The following is a 20,515-nucleotide window of genomic DNA, read 5'->3' as shown; positions in this document are numbered from 1 at the left end:
CAACTTTGCATTGTCTATTAATCGAACGCCCATGAAGAACTTCAATAAGAAAGCATTGCTTCAACGCCTCGACGACCAGGTTGAGCAACATATCGCGGACGCGGTGGCATTGTTCCAGAACCGGGACGACGAGTTTCTGAACCGGCCGTCGGTAAACGGAGGTTGGAGCATCGCGCAATGTCTGGATCATCTGAACAGTTACGGCCATTACTATTTGCCTAGAATGCGGGAAAAGCTTCGAGCAGCGCCGTCGATGGAAAAGGACGATTTTACCAGCACCTGGCTGGGTGCGTATTTTACCCGAATGATGGACCCGGAAACGGGCAAGGGGAAATTTAAAGCTTTCAAAGGGCACATTCCGCCTGCCCATCTGGATTCCGCCGCAGTAGTGAGTGAGTTCATCAGGCAGCGGGAGGAGCTTTTGTATCTGCTGCGCGAAGGCGCCAGGAAAGATCTCGACGCCATTCGCATTCCAATATCGATACTGCCATTTATTCGTATGAAAATGGGTGATGTTTTCCAATTTATTGTCGCGCACGACGAGCGGCATATGAGGCAGGCAAAACGTAACCTGGTACCCGAAAGCATTTATTAGCCAGCAATGCATTGCATAACGGCCGGTGCGGGTTCTGCACGGGCCGTTCGTGCATAAAAAAAGCAGCCACCTGGATGACTGCCCGTGAAAAGGGTGTAGATAGCCGCTAATAGTCAGTATGTTACGCTATTGAAACGCCGCTGGTTTCCATCCGGGTTTCATTCATATTTTCAAGTTTGATAAAGTGGCAAACATAACCCGCTGAGCGCAGGGCGAGCTCGATACGCGTGAAATCGGATAATTCGGAGGTCATTGTCAGCAGGAAGTCCTGAAAATCGTAAGCCCAGTGTTTTACATTCAATTGTTTCAGGCAGTCGTGTAGTTTTTGCAGCGATTTACTCGCCTGAATTTGAGTACGGAAGAAAATCTTATATGTATTGGCCATCTTTTTGCATGAAATTAGTGGTCGGTATGTTACCGTTGAGTTTAGATTGTTGATTTAATGAATCGAAATTACTACTTATTTAAAATCGTTCCAAATAAGTCGGTTTAAAATTTGGAATAAAAACAAAAAGCTTCGCAACCATGATGCCAAGTTGCGAAGCTTTTTTGAGAACTCCTTTTAGTGCTATATTAAGAATTTATTAGATTTAATAAACTCTCCTGAGACCGTAGGCTAATGCCGTCAGGCCCAGTTCTTTTCCAGAAAAGTAACCCAGTTGCGCCACATAATCCTTTCGATGTCGGTTTCAGAATAACCGCGTTGCGCCAGGAGGCCCGTAATGGTTTGCAAATCCGCAATAGAATCCAGGTCGCCGGGAGATTGTTCTTTTCCGTATGCGCCATCCAGGTCGGAGCCGATGCCGACGTGCAATGCATTTCCTGCAATCTGGCAAATGTGGTCAATGTGCTGAACGATATGTTCGATTTTCAGGCCGGTACTTTCGGGCGTCGATTTACCGCGAACCCAACCCGGGATCATCATCCAGGCATCGAACGCCATACCGATCACCGCATCGCGTTCCAGCAATACCTTGATCATCTCGTCGGAAAACTGGCGGTTGTGCGGTGTGATGGCCCGCACCAGGTTATGGCTGGCCCAAACAGGCCCTTTGTAGAGATCCATCGCCTCCCAAAAAGCGGTGTCGCACAAATGCGTAGCGTCGAGGATCATGTCAAGCTGGTCCATTTCGCGTAACAGGTCTTTGCCTTTTTCGCTTAACGGAGCATCGGAATCTGTCCCGTATGCGTACACGCCCGGGCCATAATGCGCGGGCCCGATCGCACGCAGCCCATAGCCGTAGGCTGTTTCGAGGTTTTTTAGGCTTACAAATGAATCGGCACCTTCCAGACTCAGAATGTAGCCGATGGGTAAGCCTTCGGTCGTTTCAGCATTCTGCCAGAGTTCGAGGTGGCTCCTTAGGCCAGCCAGCCCTGTTATCTGTACCATTTCACCGGCTTCTTCCATGGCTTTGTACCACGCTACCTGCGCCTGGGTGATCGCCCACGCCTGGGCCTGCGAATGCCAGCCAGGGATTTTGCTGTCGGGCTTGATGTACCGGCCGATTTGGGTGGCTACACAAATGCCGATATTCCCTTTGCGCATTTCCGGAAAGCTCACCACCCCTTTGCCACGATCGGGCTTGTCGGTAAGGTGCTTTTCACGGTCGCGGATTGCATATAAGTCTTGGGTCAGGTCGCGGTTCCATTCCACGGCATTCATGGAAAGATCGAGATGTGCGTCGAAGAGGAACATTGTTATAATGATTGAATGACTGAATGATCCGCCGTGGAACGGGGAATGATTGAATGATTAGTGATTGAATGATCGAATGACTGAATGATTGAATAATCAGTTGTTGTCAAGCTTAGTCAGTGTGTCATTTATTGTTTTGCAAACCCAATGACCACACCTGACAATAACTGACCACACCTGACTATCCATTCAATCATTCAATCATTCAAAATTAAATACCTATCCGCCTGCTGCGGGCCGTTATCTTCCATTCCCCGGTTACATTGCCATCTTCGATGACGGTTGCAAAATCGTGCAGTGCTACGGTTGGGCAAATGTGGTAGGGGAGGGCGTAGAAGACGTCGCCGATCTGAATTGCTTCCCAGGCTTCCGTGCCTACCTGCAATACGCCATGCTCCTCGCTCTGTCCAACTAGCGTGTATTCGGCCAGATTGAGCAGACGAAGGCGATTTTCAATGGGATTTTCAGCGGCGATGGCTTTGTGGCCCAGGTCGATCGTGACGATGCCCGAGGCAGGCTTGGAAATTACTCTCGTTAGTATCAATGCAGCGTGCTCGAAAGGCTGGCCGTCGAAACGGTCGCCATAACCCCAGTCCCAGAGTACATTTGTGCCCGGGCTGAGGAACACATCAGGCCGTAGCGTGTGGACGGTGAACGAAGGCGAGCCGCCGACGATGATCATCGGCTCATAGCCGCATTCGGTTTCAATGCGATCGAGCAGGGGCAATGCTTTCTCAAAGGCCTCGTCGGCCGCGGCTTTGCGTTCCGAAAATTCGGGATTGCGGATATGGCCGTCGTAAATGTGCACGCCGCCGAACGCAAGGCCTTCGAGGTTGCTCACATAGCGGTAGAGCGAAAGCAGGCTTTCGTCGGTAGCATGGCCAGTACGGTTCATGCCATTGTTTACATCCAGAAAGACGGTGGCTGTAACGCCGCGAGCGAGCGAGGCTTCGTGCAGCACGGCCGCAGTTTGTTCATTATCAATCAGAGACGCGAAAGTCGTAGCCGGGTATTTCTCACGGAGCGAGAAAAGACGGTCGATATTCGGCCCGACCAGCTGGTAGGCGATCAGCACCCATGGAGCGCCGGTACCTGCAACCATTTCAGCTTCCGCGATGGTTGCGCACTTGAATTTCGAAATCCCAGCGGATAATTGTATTTCAACTACTTCCGGGCATTTATGGGTCTTAACATGCGGCACAAGCCGTTCGGGCGAGCCAGCAATATTCACCATACTCCGGATATTGCTTTCGATGCGGTCTTTGTAGAACAGGAGTGAAGGAGATATGACTTCTCCGGGATTGGTCAGCTGGTACCAGGACATCTTTTTGAATTTTGAATGATTGAATGACCAAATGATTGCGTAACCAAATTCTATATTCAGTCATTCAATCATTCTGTCACTCAAAATTATTTTTCTTCCAACTCAAACATTGCCTCAATCTCCACCGGAATGTTGTCGGGCAATGTGCCCATTCCGACGGCGCTTCTTACACCGATGCCGTTTTCTTCGCCCCAGACTTTCGCGAACAGCTCGCTGCATCCGTTGATGATGAATGGATGTTTTTCAAAATCGGTTGTGCAGTTGACCATACCGAGGACTTTGATAACTCTTTTAACACGGTTAAGACTGCCCAGATTGGCTTTCAATGTCGATAAAATGGCCAGACCTACCTGACGTGCGGCGAGCTTGCCCTGTTCTGCATCCAGGTCCTTTCCTATGCGTCCTTTGATCAGCGAACCATCGTCCTGCACAGTACCATGGCCGGAAACGTAAACCCAACGTTTGTCGACGATCAACAGGGGTTTGTAAACGCCAACCGGTTTCGGGGCGGGAGGAAGGTTGAGGCCAAGCGCTGCGAAGTTTGATTCAGGTGTGTTGTCCATGTTTAATGATTGAATGATTCAATGAATGAATGAATGAATGAATGAATGAATGAATGAATGATTGATTGATTGAATGATTAATGATCCGCCGTGGAACGGGGAATGATTGAATGATCATTTCTAGTCAGCTATGGATAGGCGTGGTCATTGGGTTTGGAAAACGACAAATGACAAACTGACTAAGCTTGACAACAACTGACTATTCGGTCATTCAATCATTCAATCATTCAAAATTATCTCAGACGAACAAATTTAGCACTAAAACGCCCAGCAAACCCATTATTGACACAATTGTTTCCATTACCGACCAGGTCAGGATTGTGTCTTTGATACTTAGATTGAAGTATTCTTTGAAGAGCCAGAAGCCGCCGTCGTTCAGGTGGGAAAACATCAGACTGCCTGATCCGATGGCGAGTACGAGCAGTTCGGGTGGCACATCGGCGTTGGCAAGCAGCGGTGCGAGAATGCCGACGGTCGTCAGGCCGGCCACGGTGGCGGAGCCGACGCAAACGCGGATTACCGCCGCAATGGCCCAACTGAGCAGGAGCGGAGAGATATCCATTCCTTTGAGGCTTTCGGCGATATAGGTACTCACGCCACTAGCCGTCATGATTTCTTTAAACACGCCTGCCCCCGCGATAATTAGCAGAATGGTTGAAACGCCTTTGAAAGCCTCTTCCATTGATTTTCCCACTTTTTTCATGCTCAGCCCACGCTGTACACCCAATACATAAGCGGCGAAAAGTACCGAAACAAGCATGCCGAAATAGGGCTCGGCCAGCAATGCGATCAGTTTGTTGCCGGGGTAAATGCGCTTGACGCCCGACATGGTCGTGAGTAGAAACACTGGAAGCAGCGCAGTAACGACGCTGATCCCCAGGCCGGGAAGCTCGGAAGCGGGGCGTGGTTTCACATCGAACAGGTCCTGGTCGGGTTTCGGCTGGAAGCGTTTTAAGGTTTTTCCGAAAATAGGGCCGGCCACCGCGATGGCGGGCAGCGAAACAATCATACCATAGAATAGGGTCTTACCAAGGTCGGCATGCAGCTGGCTGGCGATGGCGGCCGGGGAAGGGTGGGGTGGGAGGTACCCGTGCGCTACCGATAATGCGGATAACATTGGAATACCTATATATAATAATGGTAACCGCGCGGTTGCACTGATCATAAAAATCAGCGGGATTACAATCACAAACCCTGCATTATAGAACAATGGGATACCTATCACAAACCCTGCGAGTGCCATACCCCACTGGATATATTTCTGGCCGAAAAGGCTGATCAGCGCATCTGTAATGCGCTGCGCCGCCCCACTGTCGGCGACCATCTTCCCAAGCATCGCGCCAAAACCGACAATGAGCACCAGGTCCCCCAGGGTGCCTCCCACGCCTTTCTGAATGGCCTTGCTCACCGTGTCCACGTCCAGCCCGCTCGCGAGTCCCAGCGCGATGGAAACGAGGAGAAAAGAAATGAATGTATCGATTTTGAGCCAGGCAATAAGTAAAATAAGCGCGAGGATCGCGATGAAGGTTAATAGTAAAGGCATAGTGAAATTGTCGAAAATTAAGCTTTTGCTAATAAGCTGGAAGAACGGGATTTTTAATGATACATGCCCAATTAGTTTTCCCCCGGATATTTCTGTGAGGTAATGTACGGATAGTCACGCATATACGAGCCAAGGCCCAAAATAGCACAAAAGATAGTTTGTTAGAATGCTTTAAAATAGCGAAATTTGGCTTTTTAGTACCAATAAGATTGTATTAATCCGCTGGGCAATTGAATCTATCGGTTAGCCCACTTTAAAATTTGATTCTTTTCTAATCGTTTATGGCAGAATCTTCTGGTGAAAACATTATCCCGATTAATATCGAGGATGAAATGCGTGGCGCCTACATCGATTACTCGATGTCCGTTATTATTTCCCGCGCTTTGCCTGACGTTCGCGATGGTCTGAAACCCGTTCACCGGCGGGTCCTTTACGGAATGGACGATCTGGGCGTAAGCTACAACCGGGCTCATAAGAAGTCGGCTCGTATTGTAGGAGAGGTTTTGGGTAAATACCACCCGCATGGCGACTCCTCCGTTTACAATACGATGGTACGTATGGCCCAGCCGTGGTCGCTGCGTTACCCCCTCGTCGATGGTCAGGGTAACTTTGGATCTGTCGACGGTGATAACCCGGCGGCGATGCGTTACACGGAGGCCAGGCTGAAAAGAATTGCCGACGAGTTGCTCGCGGATCTGAACAAAGATACGGTTGACTTCCAACCCAACTTCGATGACTCGCTGAGCGAACCTACGGTTCTTCCTGCCAAATTTCCTAACCTGCTGGTGAACGGATCATCCGGTATCGCAGTAGGTATGGCCACCAATATGGCGCCGCACAACCTGAGTGAAGTAGTGGACGGCGTGCTGGCTTACATCGACAACAACGACATTACAATTCCGGAACTGATGGAGCACGTAAAAGCTCCGGACTTCCCGACGGGTGGTATCATTTACGGTTACAATGGGGTTCGTTCGGCCATGGAAACCGGCCGCGGTAGCATTATCATGCGTTCGAAGGCACAGTTCGAGGTTTCGAAGACTGGCCGCGAGCAGATCATCGTGACCGAAATACCTTATATGATCAATAAAGCGGCGATGATCGAACGGATCGCGTCGCTGATCAACGACAAGAAACTCGACGGTATTTCCGACATCCGCGACGAGTCGGACCGTGACGGTATGCGCATCGTTTTCGATCTGAAAAAAGATGCTATACCTAATATTGTATTGAACCATTTGTTCAAATACACACCATTGCAAACCTCTTTCGGGGTGAACAATGTGGCGCTGGTCAAAGGCCGCCCGGTGTTGCTGAACCTGAAAGATCTGATCAAGCATTATGTAGACCACCGGATCGTGGTAATTACCCGCCGGACGGAGTACGAACTACGCGAAGCTGAAAAGCGTGCGCACATTCTCCAGGGCTTGCTGATCGCATTGGACAATCTCGATGCGGTAATCGCATTGATCCGTGCGGCGCGTGATCCGGAAACGGCCAAGACCGGATTGATGGAACAATTCAGCCTGTCTGAAATCCAGGCGCGTGCAATTCTGGATATGCGCTTGCAACGTCTGACCGGTCTGGAAAGAGAGAAGATCGTGAAGGAATATGAAGAGATCATGGTGCTGATCGCCGACTTGAAAGACATTCTCGCCAACGAATTCCGTAAGTACGAAATCATCAAAACCGAACTTTCTGATATCAAGGAACGCTACGGTGACGCGCGCAGGACGACAATCGAGTTCTCTGCTGAGGAATTCAGTGACGAAGACATGATCGCCGACGAGGAAATGCTTATTACCATTTCCAAAGAAGGTTATATCAAACGTACTCCGCTTTCTGAATACCGTACGCAGACAAGGGGAGGGGTTGGCTCACGTGGTGTGAAAACCAAGGATACCGACTTCACCGAGCATTTGTTCTCTGCGACAATGCTTAACTACCTTTTGATATTCACGGAATTCGGTAAGTTGTTCTGGATGAAGGTGTACGAAGTGCCCGAAGGAAGCAAAACTTCGAAAGGCCGCCCGATCCAAAACCTGATCAGCCTCGAGACCGGTGATTCAATCCGCTCGGTGATCAATGTGAAAACCTTGTCGGATGATGATTATATCAACAATAATTACCTCATTATGTGTACCGAGCAGGGCACCATCAAAAAGACTTTGCTCGAAGCTTATTCGCGTCCGCGCACAAATGGTATCATCGCGATTTCAATTAACGAGGGTGACCGTTTGCTGAACGTGGCATTGACTAACGGCGACAACGACATCGTGATTGCGTCAGCGGCCGGTCGTGCAGTGCGTTTCAATGAAAAAGGTGTAAGGCCAATGGGCCGTACCGCTGCCGGTGTGCGTGGTATCAATCTGAACGATCCTGACAATAAGGTGATCGGTATGGTTTGTATCAGCCGGGAAGATGCTCAATTGCTGGTAGTATCAGAAAATGGTTTCGGAAAGCGCTCTGCAATAGAAAGTTATCGCGTTACCAATCGTGGTGGTAAAGGGGTTTCGACTATGAATGCTACCGACAAGGTGGGTAAACTGGTGGCCATCCGCGAGGTAACCGAAGAGGACGATCTGATGATCATCACACGCAATGGTATCGCGATCAGAATGAGCGTGCTGGATATTCGTCAGGCAGGGCGTAATACGCAGGGTGTGAAACTGATCCGTCTGAACAGCTCGGATGAGATCACGTCGGTAACCCGCATTCTGAAAGATCCGGATGAAAAAGCCGAAGAACTGGACGAAGAAGGAAACGTAGTTCCAAAACCGGTAGCGCAGGTTGAAGGCGCATCGGCCGAAGATATATTGGTAACGGATGAGTTGGACGAGGAAGACGAAGATGTTGCTGATGATGAAGAGGAGGACGACGAAGAGCCTTCCGACGACGCAGAGGCATGATTTTTGTAAAATTTATATTAATTGATTTATATTTAGAACTCGAACAATCAATCACAACCAAAGTTAATATTTATGAAAAAACTGTTTTTTGTTTCTGCACTTAGCCTGTTCGGCTGTGCTGCGATAGCGCAGGACGCTGTGAACAAGGCTTTGGTAGATGGATTTCGTAAGGATAAAGAAAAAAGCGATAAAGATGCCACTGACCCCAAAGCAAGTGCTAAGGCTGCATTCTGGCTCGAACGCGCCAAACTTTATGAAAACATAGCCCTACAAGGTTCAGAAGTAGATTCTAGTGCAGCAAAAACGGCTTTGGAAGCCTACAAAAAGGTTGTTGAGCTGGATGTTACGAAGAAAGGGGAGCCGGGAAAATCTTCGAAGGAAGCCGCTAACGTAATTGCCGGTGGAGAAGGAACCCAGCTTTTCAATGCATTCGTAAAGCAAGGTGCTGAAAAATACCAGGCTAAAAACCTGAATGGTGCTTTGGAAATGTTCCAGGCTGCTCAGGAGATCAACAAAAAGGATACGCTCGCATCGCTTTATGGCGGTATTGCTGCTCAACAGCTTGATAAAAAGGACATTGCGAAAACTTCCTTTGAGAAATATGCTGCTAACGGCGGTAAAGACCCCAGCGTTTTCTACGGTCTGGCTCAATTGTACCGTTCTGAAAACAATTTCGATAAAGCTATCGAAGCTTTGAATAACGGTTTGAAGCAGTCGCCGGATAACAAAGACCTGAAAGCGGAAGTTGTGAACATTTTGCTGGCATCGGGTAAAGAAGACCAGGCTATCAAAGAGCTGGAAGCTCTGGCCGTAGCTGATCCTAAAAACACCCAGAATGTGGTAAACCTGGCTATCTTGTACGATAACATGTACAGAACAGCTACCGACAAAGTGAAGCAGTTGAGTGGTAAAGTTGGCTCAGGTAACAATGCGGTTGCCACTGCTACAAAAGCCCTGGATGCTGAAAAAGGTAAGATCGAGGTTTACGACGGCGAGGTAAAACGTATCGGCGCGTTGATCAAGAAGCAGCCGAAAAATGCTGACCTGAAACGCCAGCTCGCTGACGTGAATGCGAAGAAGAAAGAGAGTGTACAAGCGATCGCCAAACTGGAAGGTGACGTAAAAGCTGCACAGGAAGCTTCAAAGGGACAGGATGTAGCTGCTTTGGAAAAAGAACTTGCTGATGCGAAAGCAAAACAAAAAGAAGCAAGCGAAAAAGCTGTATTGAATTACAAAAAGGCTTTGGAAATCGATGCAACCAACTACGATGCGCTTTATAACCTGGGAGTTTTCTATTTCAACGAAGCCGTACAGCTGAAAGGTGAAGTGGATAATATGAACATGACTGAATACCAGCAGCGTGGTAAGGAAGTTGAAGGCCGTGTTTGCGGTAAATTCAAAAAAGCGAAACCATATTTCGAAAAAGCGATCCAGGCTAAGGACGAAGCTGAGGCTAAGGATAACCTGACAAACCTGAACGGCGTTCTCGAACAGTTCGCTGCAAAAGGAGTCGCTTGTATTGAGGAATAGGAATGGCAAGAGGCAGTAGCTTCGCACCAGCTTATAAGATAGAAGAGAGCATCGGGAAATCGATGCTCTCTTCGTTTAGGAATATCTATTTAACATAATATAAATTATACAACAATCAGATGTGGATTTCATTAGGCAGTTGCCTGGCCACGTCGGTTCGTTTTCGAGCTCCTGTCCACGTCGTTTTAATAGCCGCGAGATTTTATCAGCCTGTCCTGGATATCGAACAATAATTTTTGTGCAAATGTCAGGCTGTATATTTTATGTTTTAAGCGGTTTAATTTGCTGTAATAGAGGATTTTTAGTGAATTTTTAAGCGGGATGAAATTCGGTGATTAAAATCAAATATTGCCTGAAAATGTCGATTTGAAGGCTTTTGATGCGCTTCAAGCGACTTTTTCAGGCAATATTAAGCGTAAAATCGTTAGATGACCCAGCTCTTCTGTCAGGCAATATCGCAAATTCCAACGCATTGCTTCAAAGAAGCCAGCGGCTCGCGCTTGGGAATGAACTCTTGCGCGACGAATCCGTTGAAACCCGTTTCAACGATCGCTTTCATGATCGCCGGGTAATACAGTTCCTGCGTCTCGTCGATTTCTGCGCGGCCGGGAACGCCTCCTGTATGGTAATGCCCGATGTATTTGTAGTATTGCTTGATGGTCGCGATGACGTCACCTTCCATGATCGACATGTGGTAAATGTCGTAAAGCAATTTGAAGTTCTCGGAACCTACCATCTCACAAAGTCCGGCACCCCAGGCAGTGTGGTCACACATATAGTCTCTGTGATTGACCTTGCTGTTGAGCAATTCCATGATCATGGTAATGCCGTACTTTTCAGCTGACGGCATTAACCGGCGCAGACCAATCGCGCAGTTGCGCATGCCATCGTAATCGGACATGCCGCGGCGGTTGCCCGAAAAGCAGATGACGGTTTTGTAGCCGGCTTCTTTTAGTTTTGGAAAAATGTCCTCGTAACTTTTGACAAGTTCGTCGTGCAGGGCCGGGTCGTTGAACCCTTTTTCGATACCCATGCCCGCGCCATTAGGCAACGCACACGTGAGCCCGTACTTTTTCAATGTCGGCCAATCTTCCGGTCCGAGCAGCTCGATGGACGTGATCCCGATTTTTTTGCATTCCTGTGCAAAGCTGTCAAGCGGGATTTTACCGTAGCACCATTTACAGACCGAGTGGTTGATCTTACCATTCAGTTTAGTACCCAGTACAGCTTTGTTTTTTGCAAAAACCTCTGAAATAGACATGATACCGGCTCCTGTGACGGTTCCTGCTACTATATTTTTTAATGCGTTTCTTCTGGTTGGCATAATAAGCTTTTTGAATATCAGTGATTAGGCAATGTCACAAATGGTAACGCCCTGTTTGAGCGAAGCCAGATCGTCGCCGCGGCTTGGGATGAACTCCTGCCCTACGAATCCTTTGTAACCGGTTTCAACAATGGCTTGCATGATCGCCGGATAGTAAAGTTCCTGCGTTTCGTCGATCTCGTGGCGTCCTGGCACACCGCCCGTATGATAGTGCGCAATGTATTTATGGTACTTTTTGATCGTTGCTACCACGTCGCCCTCCTGGATCTGCATGTGGTAAATGTCGTAGAGCAGCTTAAACTTCTCAGAACCAACAGCTTCGCAAAGGGCAGCACCCCACTCTGTCCGATCGCACATATAATCTTTGTGGTTGACTTTGCTGTTCAGCAGCTCCATAACCAGCGTCACATTATGTTTTTCACAAGTCGGGATCAGTTTGCGGATACCTTCGGCACAATTCCGGATCCCGTCGTAATCCGACATTCCGCGGCGGTTACCCGAAAAGCAGATAATCTTGTCATAACCCGCTGCGCGTACTTTGGGGATTACATCTTCAAATCCTTTGATCAGCTCTTCGTGATTTTTAGGGTCGTTGAAACCCTTGTCGATGCTGCGTGTAAGTCCTTCGCCCCAGGGCAGCGCACAGGTAAGTCCGTATTTTTGAATGACCGGCCATTCCTCCGGGCCCAACAGTTCGATGGACGTCAGTCCGATCTTCTTGCATTCCTGCGCGAAGGTGTCCAATGGGATTTTACTATAACACCATTTGCATACGGAGTGATTGATCTTGCCATTCAGCTGAGGGCCAAGCGCCTTTTGCGACGCGGCGAACGCACCGGCAAGAGAGCTTGAAAACGTACCCAGGCCGGCCGCTGCTGCCATGCTTTTGAGTGCTTTTCTTCGATTTGAGAGTGACTTCATTTATAAGTTAACTATCTGAAAATATAATATTTGATCCTTTTGCGCATTGCGCCCCCTACCCTTTTTCCGGTTATGAACGTCTATTGATATACGTCTATTATTCGCCGGTCTTCTGTTTAGCAGTTCCCACAAAAAAGTAGTGATGCCGCCGGACCCATTTTTGCCTTGAAAGCATCAGGATCAACACGCAGCACCACTATCTTAAGCCTAATTAATTATAATCTACTCAAAAAATCATGTGATCTATTTTCCGCTTTTCGCTCCTCCGGATTCGGAATAGATCGGGTTGTTTTTGTTGCCGCCAGCCATCAGATAGGCTACCAGATCTCTCAGTTCGTTGGGGTTCAACCCGTTGATAAGTCCTGGGAGCATCATGGACACGGGCGATATTTTGCTCGACACGACGTCTTTTTTAGCCACTTTCCGGATCGTTTTCGGATCAAACGGGTTTTGAGAAACATAATAGAAGTTCGCATCCTGGTTTACCTCGCGACCAACGATCGACTGTCCGTCTTTCATCTGGAATGAGATAGAAGCGTATTGGTCAGACACGGCTTTGTCGGGTTCGATGATCGCTTCGAGCATGTCTTTTACGGAGAAGCGGGTTCCCAATTGTGTCAACTCTGGCCCCACGTCCGCACCTTCGCCCTGGATGGTATGGCAGCGACTGCAAAGTACAGCTGAGAAAATCTGCTTGCCGCGCTCGAAATCACGGTTGGTGAGACTGTCTTTCACGAGTTCGACAGCCTGGTCAACTTTCCATCCACGGCCAGGGCCTTTCGGCGTATAGAGCTTTACAAGGTCATTTCCTGTTCCTGTAAGTAAGTCAGAACCAGACAGTTTATTGTAATAAGCCACTTTATCGCCTGGAACGTTTTTCAATGCGAGCTGACGGGCCTTGTCGATAAAGCCAATGTAGCTGCGTCCGCCCTGGTAACTGAATGCTTTGTGGAACCATTTGAAATACGCTTCGCGCAATGCGGGTGTCCAGCCGGTTTTCGCGCTGCTTAGCATAATCGCGTAGAATGTCTGCTGTTGCGGCGGCATTTTTTCCAGCAAACCAGCCAGGTCAAGACCGTATTGCGGGTTACGCAAGATCAGGTCTGCAGAGGCGGTAACCATTTCGTTGTCCTTGTCATCGAACTTCTCGTTTTTCGCGATCAGCGCCAGGGTCTTTTCAACTACCTTCGGTGCTTCGATAGTTACAAGAATTTTTGCTAAGAATCTGTTTTGTAATGCATTAGGTGAAGGATACTTAGGGTTCAGATAACCGATCAATGCGGCTTTCGTAGCAGCATCAGGCTGGCCTGTACGGTACAGGATCACTTCCACGGCACGCAAGAGTGCCTGTTTGTTCAGGTCGTCAAGCTTCGCGTAGTCGATGGTCGTCAGTTTTTTCAAAAGGGGCCCTCCTACTTTCGTAGAATCGCCCTGGCGGCCCAGCGCGATGGCCGCGTAAATGATTGACTGAGGATCTTTTTCTTCGTAAACTTTGCTTTCCCACTGGCTTACAGGCTGATGTTCAATAGCCAACCGGGCTGCGTAGCGCAGGAAACGATCCTGGCTTTTTAGCAATGGCCACGCCTGGTCGATCGCTTTCGGATCTTTTTTAACATGGTATTCTTCGATAGCGGTGCGCTGCTTGTGCTCGTTGGTGATAACCGGGGTCGCTGCATTTGATCCGGGTGCAATGTTCTTATAATCACCATAATATACACGGTAAAGATCCGACTCCAACCGACGACCGCCCGTCAGGAAGTATAACGCACCGTCAGGGCCGATGGCGCCGTCGGTCAACGGAAGCGGAGCTCCCGATAAGAATTCCTCGTGATCAGCAGTGTAAGTCGAACCGCTTGGTTTCAGGTGCAAACCGTGCACAATACCAAAACTCCAGTCGAATGCGAGCAATGTGTTTTTGTATTTTGCCGGGAAACGCGCGTCTTTCAGGTAAATCAGGTTGGTAGGCGATCCTTGTCCGATGTTCATGACGGGCGAAAGGAAATCTGCAAATGCTGGTGAAGTGTTGGCAGAGCCCGTTCTCCAACCGAACTCGCCGCCGCTTACCGCATGGCAAACACGTGTCGGACGGTACCAGGGTGTTCCGAAATCCCACTCCATATCTGAGTCGTAGGCGAAAAGATCACCCGCTTCATTGAATGCAATGTCGTAGGGGTTACGGAAACCGGCAGTGTACAACTCCCAGTTTTTTCCTTCCGGATCAGTATGTGCGATCCAGCCTCCCGGTGCATTGCGATCCGTGGCATGGCCGCGCGGGTCCTTGATGAATGGGAAGAGGTTATCGTTTTTCCAGTTCGGCATCAAACGGTAGATGTCCATTTGGGGAAGGTCGGTGAAGTTACCTGCCACTACGAACAGCGACTTCTGATCAGGCGCCATCACGATACTGTGCGGACCATGCTCGCCTTCGCCTTTCAGCGGTTTGATGAGCGTGATCTTGTCATACTGATCGTTATTATCCGTATCCTGCAAGCGGTACAGGCCGCTTCCTTTGGGGAAACGTGCATTCGACCGGTTGTTGATCATCACATAAAGACTATTGAATGCGTACAGCAAACCGTGCGCATAACCCATGGCCACTTTTGCGGTGTCGCCTTCAATTTTAAGTACTTCAACCTGAGGCTTGTCGGTAGAGCCGATAGCCGGCAGCACCAGCCGGTACAATCCACCATATTGGTCGGAAGTGATCATTCTGCCCTTGTTGTCGAAGGTCATAGATACCCACGAGCCGTTCTTTTCTTCCGAAACACTATATAAATGATCGGCCTTGAAGCCATCTGGGAGTTTCAGTTTATCGACCTTTGAGCCGGGAGGACGGTGTTTGGCAGTTCGGTTACTTAGCATCACTCCACAAAAGACCCCTACGGCGAGCAGCACCGCGAGCGTCATCGGAAGTTTTAACCATTGTTTTTTTGTGTACATTTTACAGCTCAGAGTTTAAGTAAATATGATTGATAAAAAAGGACGAGCGTTACGGCGCTTAGCCGGATGTGTCCTGGCCCGACGCTCTGTTTGATGAGATTGATTCTTCTTAAATAAAGCAAACTAAAACTTTAAATAATCTGATAAATACAATATTAGATCGAAACTTCCACGTGACTATCCTGTTCTGTGGGGTATCGGGCGGATAAGTATGCTTATAATGAAAAAAGTGCAGCGAGCTTTCGCCTGCTGCACTTTTTTATTCTTTTCATCCATCAGAAATGTGGCGTCAATGCAGCTTCAACGGCAGGCAGACCATAGTAGTCGTCCAGTACGGTGAATGCATTGGGCGGAGGAACGGCTCCTGCCGGGAAATAGTAGGCAGCCGGGTTGGCTTTCACTTTGGCGCCGTACGCTCCGATAATTTCCTTCACGCGGCCTGTGCGTGTAAGATCGAACCAACGTTTGTTTTCAAATGCCAGCTCTACCCTTCGCTCTTTGAAGATCGCTTCACGCATATCCGCCTGTGATGCTGCCTTGGTCGCTGTCAGTCCTGCACGTGCACGGACCTGGTTCAGGTAGGTAGCTGCGTCGGCAGGTTTGCCTTGCTCGTTCAGGGATTCGGCCAGGAACAGGAGCACTTCGGCATAGCGATAAACGGGCCAGTTCTGGCCGGTGTTGTTATGCAGCGAATGCGGGCGCGCGTATTTTTTGATGTAAGGGTAAACCTTGTTATCAGCGAGCGACGTGCTCAGCGTTACCGTTCCGATCGAAATATCCTTTCTTTTATCCCCTGCTTCATAGGCGGCGATCAGGTCAGGCGTAGGAATGTTGTTACTTTCCTGAGATGTCGGCTGCGGGTTCGATGTTCCGGTGATCGGCGCGATTTCAGCTGCCGTGATCGGTGACGGAATGAAGCGGTAAATCTGGTTACCATTGTACCCTGACGATCCTTCCATGTACTGGATTTCAAAAACCGACTCCTTGTTGTTTTTGTTGCCGGTCGTTGTCGAGAATGCGTCGTTGTAATCAGGCATCAATGCGTATTGACCACTCGATACGACTTCTTTCAGCAGCGGCTCGGCCAGGGCCCACTTCTTTTGAGTAATATAAAGGTTGGCCAGCAAGGTTCTCGCTGTACCCGAAGTAACGCGTCCTGCTTCCTGCTTGGCTTTATCGTAAAGGCCGGTTATGGCCTCTTTCGCATCTTTCTCGATTTGTGCGTAAACCTGCTCAGTAGTTGCCAGCGGAACAGGCGCATCGTCACGGCCAGTTACGGGCACCAGGTGAAGAGGTACTTTGCCAAAAAGCCGCACCAGGTCAAAATAAGCGAACGCGCGAAGAAACAAAGCCTGTCCTTTCAGGTTTCCCTTGGATGCCGCGTCGAAATCGACACCGTCGATCAGTGCCAGGATCTGGTTCGTCCGCGCGATGATCCGGAAGTTCAGACGGTACTGCACCAGTACGTTATCGTTGGCTGTCACGCCGTTCGCTGTCGGTACCGCGAAATCCGCCACGTTTTCCGTAGGGTCAACAGCTCCGTAGAGCTTGTTCCGGGCATAATAGGTATTGTCCGAGTGCATTTCTTCCAAAATCCACGCGCGCTCATTGAACATCTGACGGAATGGTTCGTATGCCGCGTTTACCGCTTGCTTAAAGTCATTTTCAGATGTAAAGAAGTTGTTCGAGCTCAATGCGGTTTCCGGGTTAACGGTCAGGAACTTATCCCCGCATCCGGCCATGATCCCTGCTGCAAGAAACCATGCTGATATATATTTTATTTTCATTTCTATCAAAATTAAGATGAGATGTTTTACAAGTCAGGCTCAGAAGTTGAGGTTCAAACCGAGTGTCCAGGTACGTGGTACCGGATAGTTGGAAAGATCCACACCCTGGCTCAGGTTACCGCCATCTCCTTGTCCGTCGCCCTGAGCGCTCGTTTCAGGGTTAGGTCCGCCCCAATATTTGGTGAACACATAAACCTGTTGAACGCTCGCATACAAGCGTGCCGACTTGAAAAACTTGTTAATACCACCCATATTGTAACCCAGCGTGATGTTCTTGATGGTGAAGTACGAAGCATTGGCCAGGAAGTGCGAGCTGTTCCAGTCGCGCTCGATACCTGTATAGTTACCACCGTTGTTGGTAGCACCATACATGCCTTTACCCGGAGTGATCACCGTTTGAGCTTCTACAACACCGGTTACAGGGTTTACGCCGTTTTTCACGCGGAAGCGATCCTTGGCACCAGCCACCATATTAAATACACCGTCGAGGTTGGCAGTACTGTACAAGTGGCGTACCCAAAGCTGGTTACCCTGCGAGCCCGATCCGGTGATTGACAAATCCCAACCACCGTAGCTTAGTGTGTTGGTCAGACCGTAGGTGAATTTAGGGAAAGGGTTTCCAATGATCGTGCGGTCGTCGGCGTCGCCTCCGTTGGTAATCACACCATCACCGTTAATATCCTTGAACTTGATGGTACCGATAGCCGAACGACCCGGGATGATTGCGTTGCTGGCCAATTCCTCCTTGCTCGTGTAAAAGCCGTCTTTTACCAAACCATAGAACTGACCAAACGGCCGGCCTACCTGGGTAATGTGGAAAGTACCGTACACACGGTCGATGCCCGGAGCCAGTTCCATTACTTTGTTACGGTTAATGGAAATGTTAGCATTGGTTGTCCATATTAACTTACCAACGAGGTTACGGGTGGTAAGGGAGAATTCATGCCCCCAGAATTTGATCTCACCGATGTTGTCATTATAGTTTGAGAAACCGGATTCCTGCGGAATCTGAACCGCGTAAAGCAGATTCGTAGTCCGTTTGGTATAGAAATCGTAAATAAACTGAATTCGGTCGTTCAAGAGACCCAGGTCTAGTCCGGCGTCAAACTGCTTGGTAGTTTCCCAACCCAGATTGCTGTTTGACAATGAAGTTACCTGGGCACCGGTTGCTACCGTGCTTCCGAACACGGCATTCGTCGTGTTGTTTACCAAAGCATACTGGGTGTAATTACCGATGTTGTTGTTACCGATCACCCCATAACTGGCGCGCGCCTTGGCGAATGATACTTTGGGTATCGACTGCATGAAGTTTTCATCTGAAATAACCCATCCCACAGAAGCGGAAGGGAAAGTACCCCACCGATTGTTTGAACCGAAACGGGAGGAACCATCCGCACGCACAGCCGCCGTGAATAGATATTTGCCTTTGTAGTTATAGGTCAGACGTGAAATGTACGACATCAGCGCCCACTCGTTGGCACCATTGAAAGTGTTGGAACCTGAGATGCCATTCACGTTGAAACTGCCCCCGCGGTCGATGTTGATCGCACCCTGGATAGTCGGCAGACGGTCGTCGGTGTAGGTATTGGCCGTGATACGGTCAAATTCCTGGCGAAAACGTTGTTGCGTAAAACCACCCAGTATTTCAAAGTTGTGTTTCTCATTGAAACTGTGGCTGTATGTCGCAAGGTTTTCGTTCAGCCACGAGAAGTTCTGATAGTTCTGGCGGATTGAAACTGCCGTGGTCGGGATGGGAACGTTAATTGCGCTGGTGGCCGTCGAGGGGTTGAAGAAGAAGAACTTGTTGCTCTCCATTTCGACGTTCAACGTTGATTTCAGCGTAAGCCCCTTGATCGGGGTGTACTGGATATATGTGTTACCGAGCAGCTTGTTGATCTTCGTTTCGTTGGTCAACTCGTTGGCGGCACGGACCCAGTTCGGGTAGTTGAAGATGTTACCGGTGCTGCTTGGGAATGTGTTGAACTTAGTCAGGTTCCCATTAGCATCGCGGATCGGCATTACCGGCCAGGTGTGCAGAGCATTGAAAAGCACTCCGGTACCACGGTCACCATCCGTTCTCGGCGTATTGTCGTAAACAAACTGTGGTGCCACGTTGAATCCGATTTTTACCTTGCTCGATATGTCGTATTCGGTGTTCATACGAAGCGAGTAGCGCTTGTAGTTGTTGTTAAGCACGACACCTTTCTGATTAAATACACCGGCAACGAGCGATGTACGCATGTTCTCCTTGTTGGAGCTGATCGTCAGGTTGTAGCTCTGGATCGGTGCAGTACGCAGCAATGCGTCATACCAGTCGTTGTTTGCGCCGCGGTATTTGGACGGGTCGGAAAACTCACCAGGTACTGGCTTGTTTTCATCCTCATACATTTCCTTCTTGAACTGAGCGAATTCTTCTGCATTCAGCATTTTTACACGTCCTCTCATCGGGACCTTCTGAATCCCTGCAAACGCATTAAAGCTCACGCTGGTCTTGCCTGGCGTGCCGCGCTTGGTGGTAATGAGCACAACGCCGTTAGCCGCCCGCGATCCGTAAAGGGACGTCGACGCGGCATCTTTCAAAATCGTAATGTCTTCGATTTCATCCGGGTTCATCTGGCCGATGGTACCGGTGATCGGGAAGCCGTCGATGACGTAAAGCGGGTCGCTACCAGCCGTCACCGAAACTTGCCCGCGGATACGCACCGACATCCCCTGCCCCGGCTTACCGGTGGTTTGGTTAATCTGCACGCCCGCGAGACGTCCTTGCAGTTTTTGAGTTACCTGCGATACCGGAATATCTTTCAGTTCCTCACTTTTCACGGTCTGTACCGCACCTGTAATTTCTTTTTTCAACTGGCTACCATAACCTACAACCACGACTTCGGTGAGCGCTTTGGCGTCGGTGGCCAGTTTGATATCGATCGTCGCCCCATTTCCGACAGGTACTTCCTGGCTGAGAAAGCCTACCGAAGAGAATATAAGGACACCACCTTTATCAGGGACATTAATGGAATATATCCCGTCCGCATCGGACACCGTTCCTATCGTGGTGCCTTTCAAAACCACGCTCACACCCGGCAGCTTTTCGCCGGTGTCGTCGGTTACCTTTCCCTTGATCGTCCGGTCGGCGGTGATATTGCTTACAACCAGCGGGTTAAGATTTAAACTATTATCGGCCATTGCGTTGAATCCGCAAGCCACTCCAATGAGCGCCTGGCCCACGGAGAGTTTCAGGATCGAATTCAATCGGCCATAATAAGGAGATTGTCGAAATTGATTCATAAGCTTCATTTTTAGATTTAGTAATTAGCAGAGGCCCGGGCGCATTTGTTTAAGACGTCCGGGAAGCGGGGTTAATCGGTTAAGCTTTCTATTCTCATAGT

Annotated in this window: 13 protein-coding genes; 3 read left to right on the top strand and 10 right to left on the bottom strand. The window is 49.2% G+C overall.

The window, feature by feature from the left end:
- Positions 1-31 precede the first annotated feature (31 nt).
- On the top strand, positions 32-595 hold the full coding sequence (locus AAHB90_RS16845; protein WP_342086374.1) for a DinB family protein: 564 nt from the start codon (positions 32-34) through the stop codon (positions 593-595).
- A 121-nt stretch (positions 596-716) separates the two neighbouring features.
- Here AAHB90_RS16845 and AAHB90_RS16840 read toward each other — a convergent pair whose 3' ends face one another.
- From AAHB90_RS16840 to AAHB90_RS16820, 5 genes are all read right to left on the bottom strand, one after another.
- Positions 717-980, bottom strand: a complete 264-nt coding sequence (locus tag AAHB90_RS16840; protein ID WP_342086373.1) for a hypothetical protein — start codon at positions 978-980, stop codon at positions 717-719.
- A gap of 240 nt (positions 981-1,220) precedes the next feature.
- Complete coding sequence (locus tag AAHB90_RS16835) at positions 1,221-2,291, bottom strand: dipeptidase (protein ID WP_342086372.1); 1,071 nt, start codon at positions 2,289-2,291, stop codon at positions 1,221-1,223.
- Between the two features lie 211 nt (positions 2,292-2,502).
- A complete protein-coding gene (locus tag AAHB90_RS16830; protein ID WP_342086371.1) occupies positions 2,503-3,615 on the bottom strand; it encodes a D-TA family PLP-dependent enzyme in 1,113 nt (370 codons plus the stop codon).
- An 86-nt stretch (positions 3,616-3,701) separates the two neighbouring features.
- Positions 3,702-4,178, bottom strand: a complete 477-nt coding sequence (locus tag AAHB90_RS16825; RefSeq protein ID WP_250775386.1) for a RidA family protein — start codon at positions 4,176-4,178, stop codon at positions 3,702-3,704.
- Between the two features lie 238 nt (positions 4,179-4,416).
- Positions 4,417-5,721 carry a gluconate:H+ symporter gene (locus AAHB90_RS16820; RefSeq protein ID WP_342086370.1) on the bottom strand — a complete coding sequence of 435 codons (1,305 nt, stop codon included), beginning with the start codon at positions 5,719-5,721 and terminating at the stop codon, positions 4,417-4,419.
- Positions 5,722-6,002: 281 nt separating this feature from the next.
- On the opposite strand from AAHB90_RS16820, the gene gyrA reads away from it, so the two are divergent.
- Positions 6,003-8,630, top strand: a complete 2,628-nt coding sequence (gyrA, locus tag AAHB90_RS16815) for a DNA gyrase subunit A (RefSeq protein ID WP_342086369.1) — start codon at positions 6,003-6,005, stop codon at positions 8,628-8,630.
- Between the two features lie 72 nt (positions 8,631-8,702).
- Positions 8,703-10,160: a tetratricopeptide repeat protein gene (locus AAHB90_RS16810; RefSeq protein WP_342086368.1), complete on the top strand. Its 1,458-nt coding sequence runs from the start codon at positions 8,703-8,705 to the stop codon at positions 10,158-10,160.
- 445 nt (positions 10,161-10,605) lie between these two features.
- Here AAHB90_RS16810 and AAHB90_RS16805 read toward each other — a convergent pair whose 3' ends face one another.
- From AAHB90_RS16805 to AAHB90_RS16785, 5 genes are all read right to left on the bottom strand, one after another.
- Entirely contained in the window at positions 10,606-11,484 is an 879-nt protein-coding gene (locus tag AAHB90_RS16805) for a hydroxypyruvate isomerase family protein (RefSeq protein ID WP_342086367.1), read from the bottom strand.
- 24 nt (positions 11,485-11,508) lie between these two features.
- The gene (locus tag AAHB90_RS16800; RefSeq protein ID WP_342086366.1) at positions 11,509-12,405 is read right to left on the bottom strand and encodes a hydroxypyruvate isomerase family protein; all 897 of its coding nucleotides are present in this window, start codon (positions 12,403-12,405) and stop codon (positions 11,509-11,511) included.
- Positions 12,406-12,648: 243 nt separating this feature from the next.
- A complete protein-coding gene (locus tag AAHB90_RS16795) occupies positions 12,649-15,345 on the bottom strand; it encodes a c-type cytochrome (protein ID WP_342086365.1) in 2,697 nt (898 codons plus the stop codon).
- 275 nt (positions 15,346-15,620) lie between these two features.
- Positions 15,621-17,132: a RagB/SusD family nutrient uptake outer membrane protein gene (locus tag AAHB90_RS16790; RefSeq protein ID WP_342086364.1), complete on the bottom strand. Its 1,512-nt coding sequence runs from the start codon at positions 17,130-17,132 to the stop codon at positions 15,621-15,623.
- Between the two features lie 39 nt (positions 17,133-17,171).
- Positions 17,172-20,414, bottom strand: coding sequence for a SusC/RagA family TonB-linked outer membrane protein (locus tag AAHB90_RS16785; protein WP_342086363.1), 3,243 nt, complete (start codon positions 20,412-20,414; stop codon positions 17,172-17,174).
- Between the last annotated feature and the right edge of the window lie 101 nt (positions 20,415-20,515).

Source organism: Dyadobacter sp. OTU695 (genome assembly GCF_038440355.1).
In the GTDB taxonomy this organism is placed as follows: domain Bacteria; phylum Bacteroidota; class Bacteroidia; order Cytophagales; family Spirosomataceae; genus Dyadobacter.
Note: the sequence above shows the minus strand (reverse complement) of the source record. Positions and strands in the feature narration are given on the sequence as shown.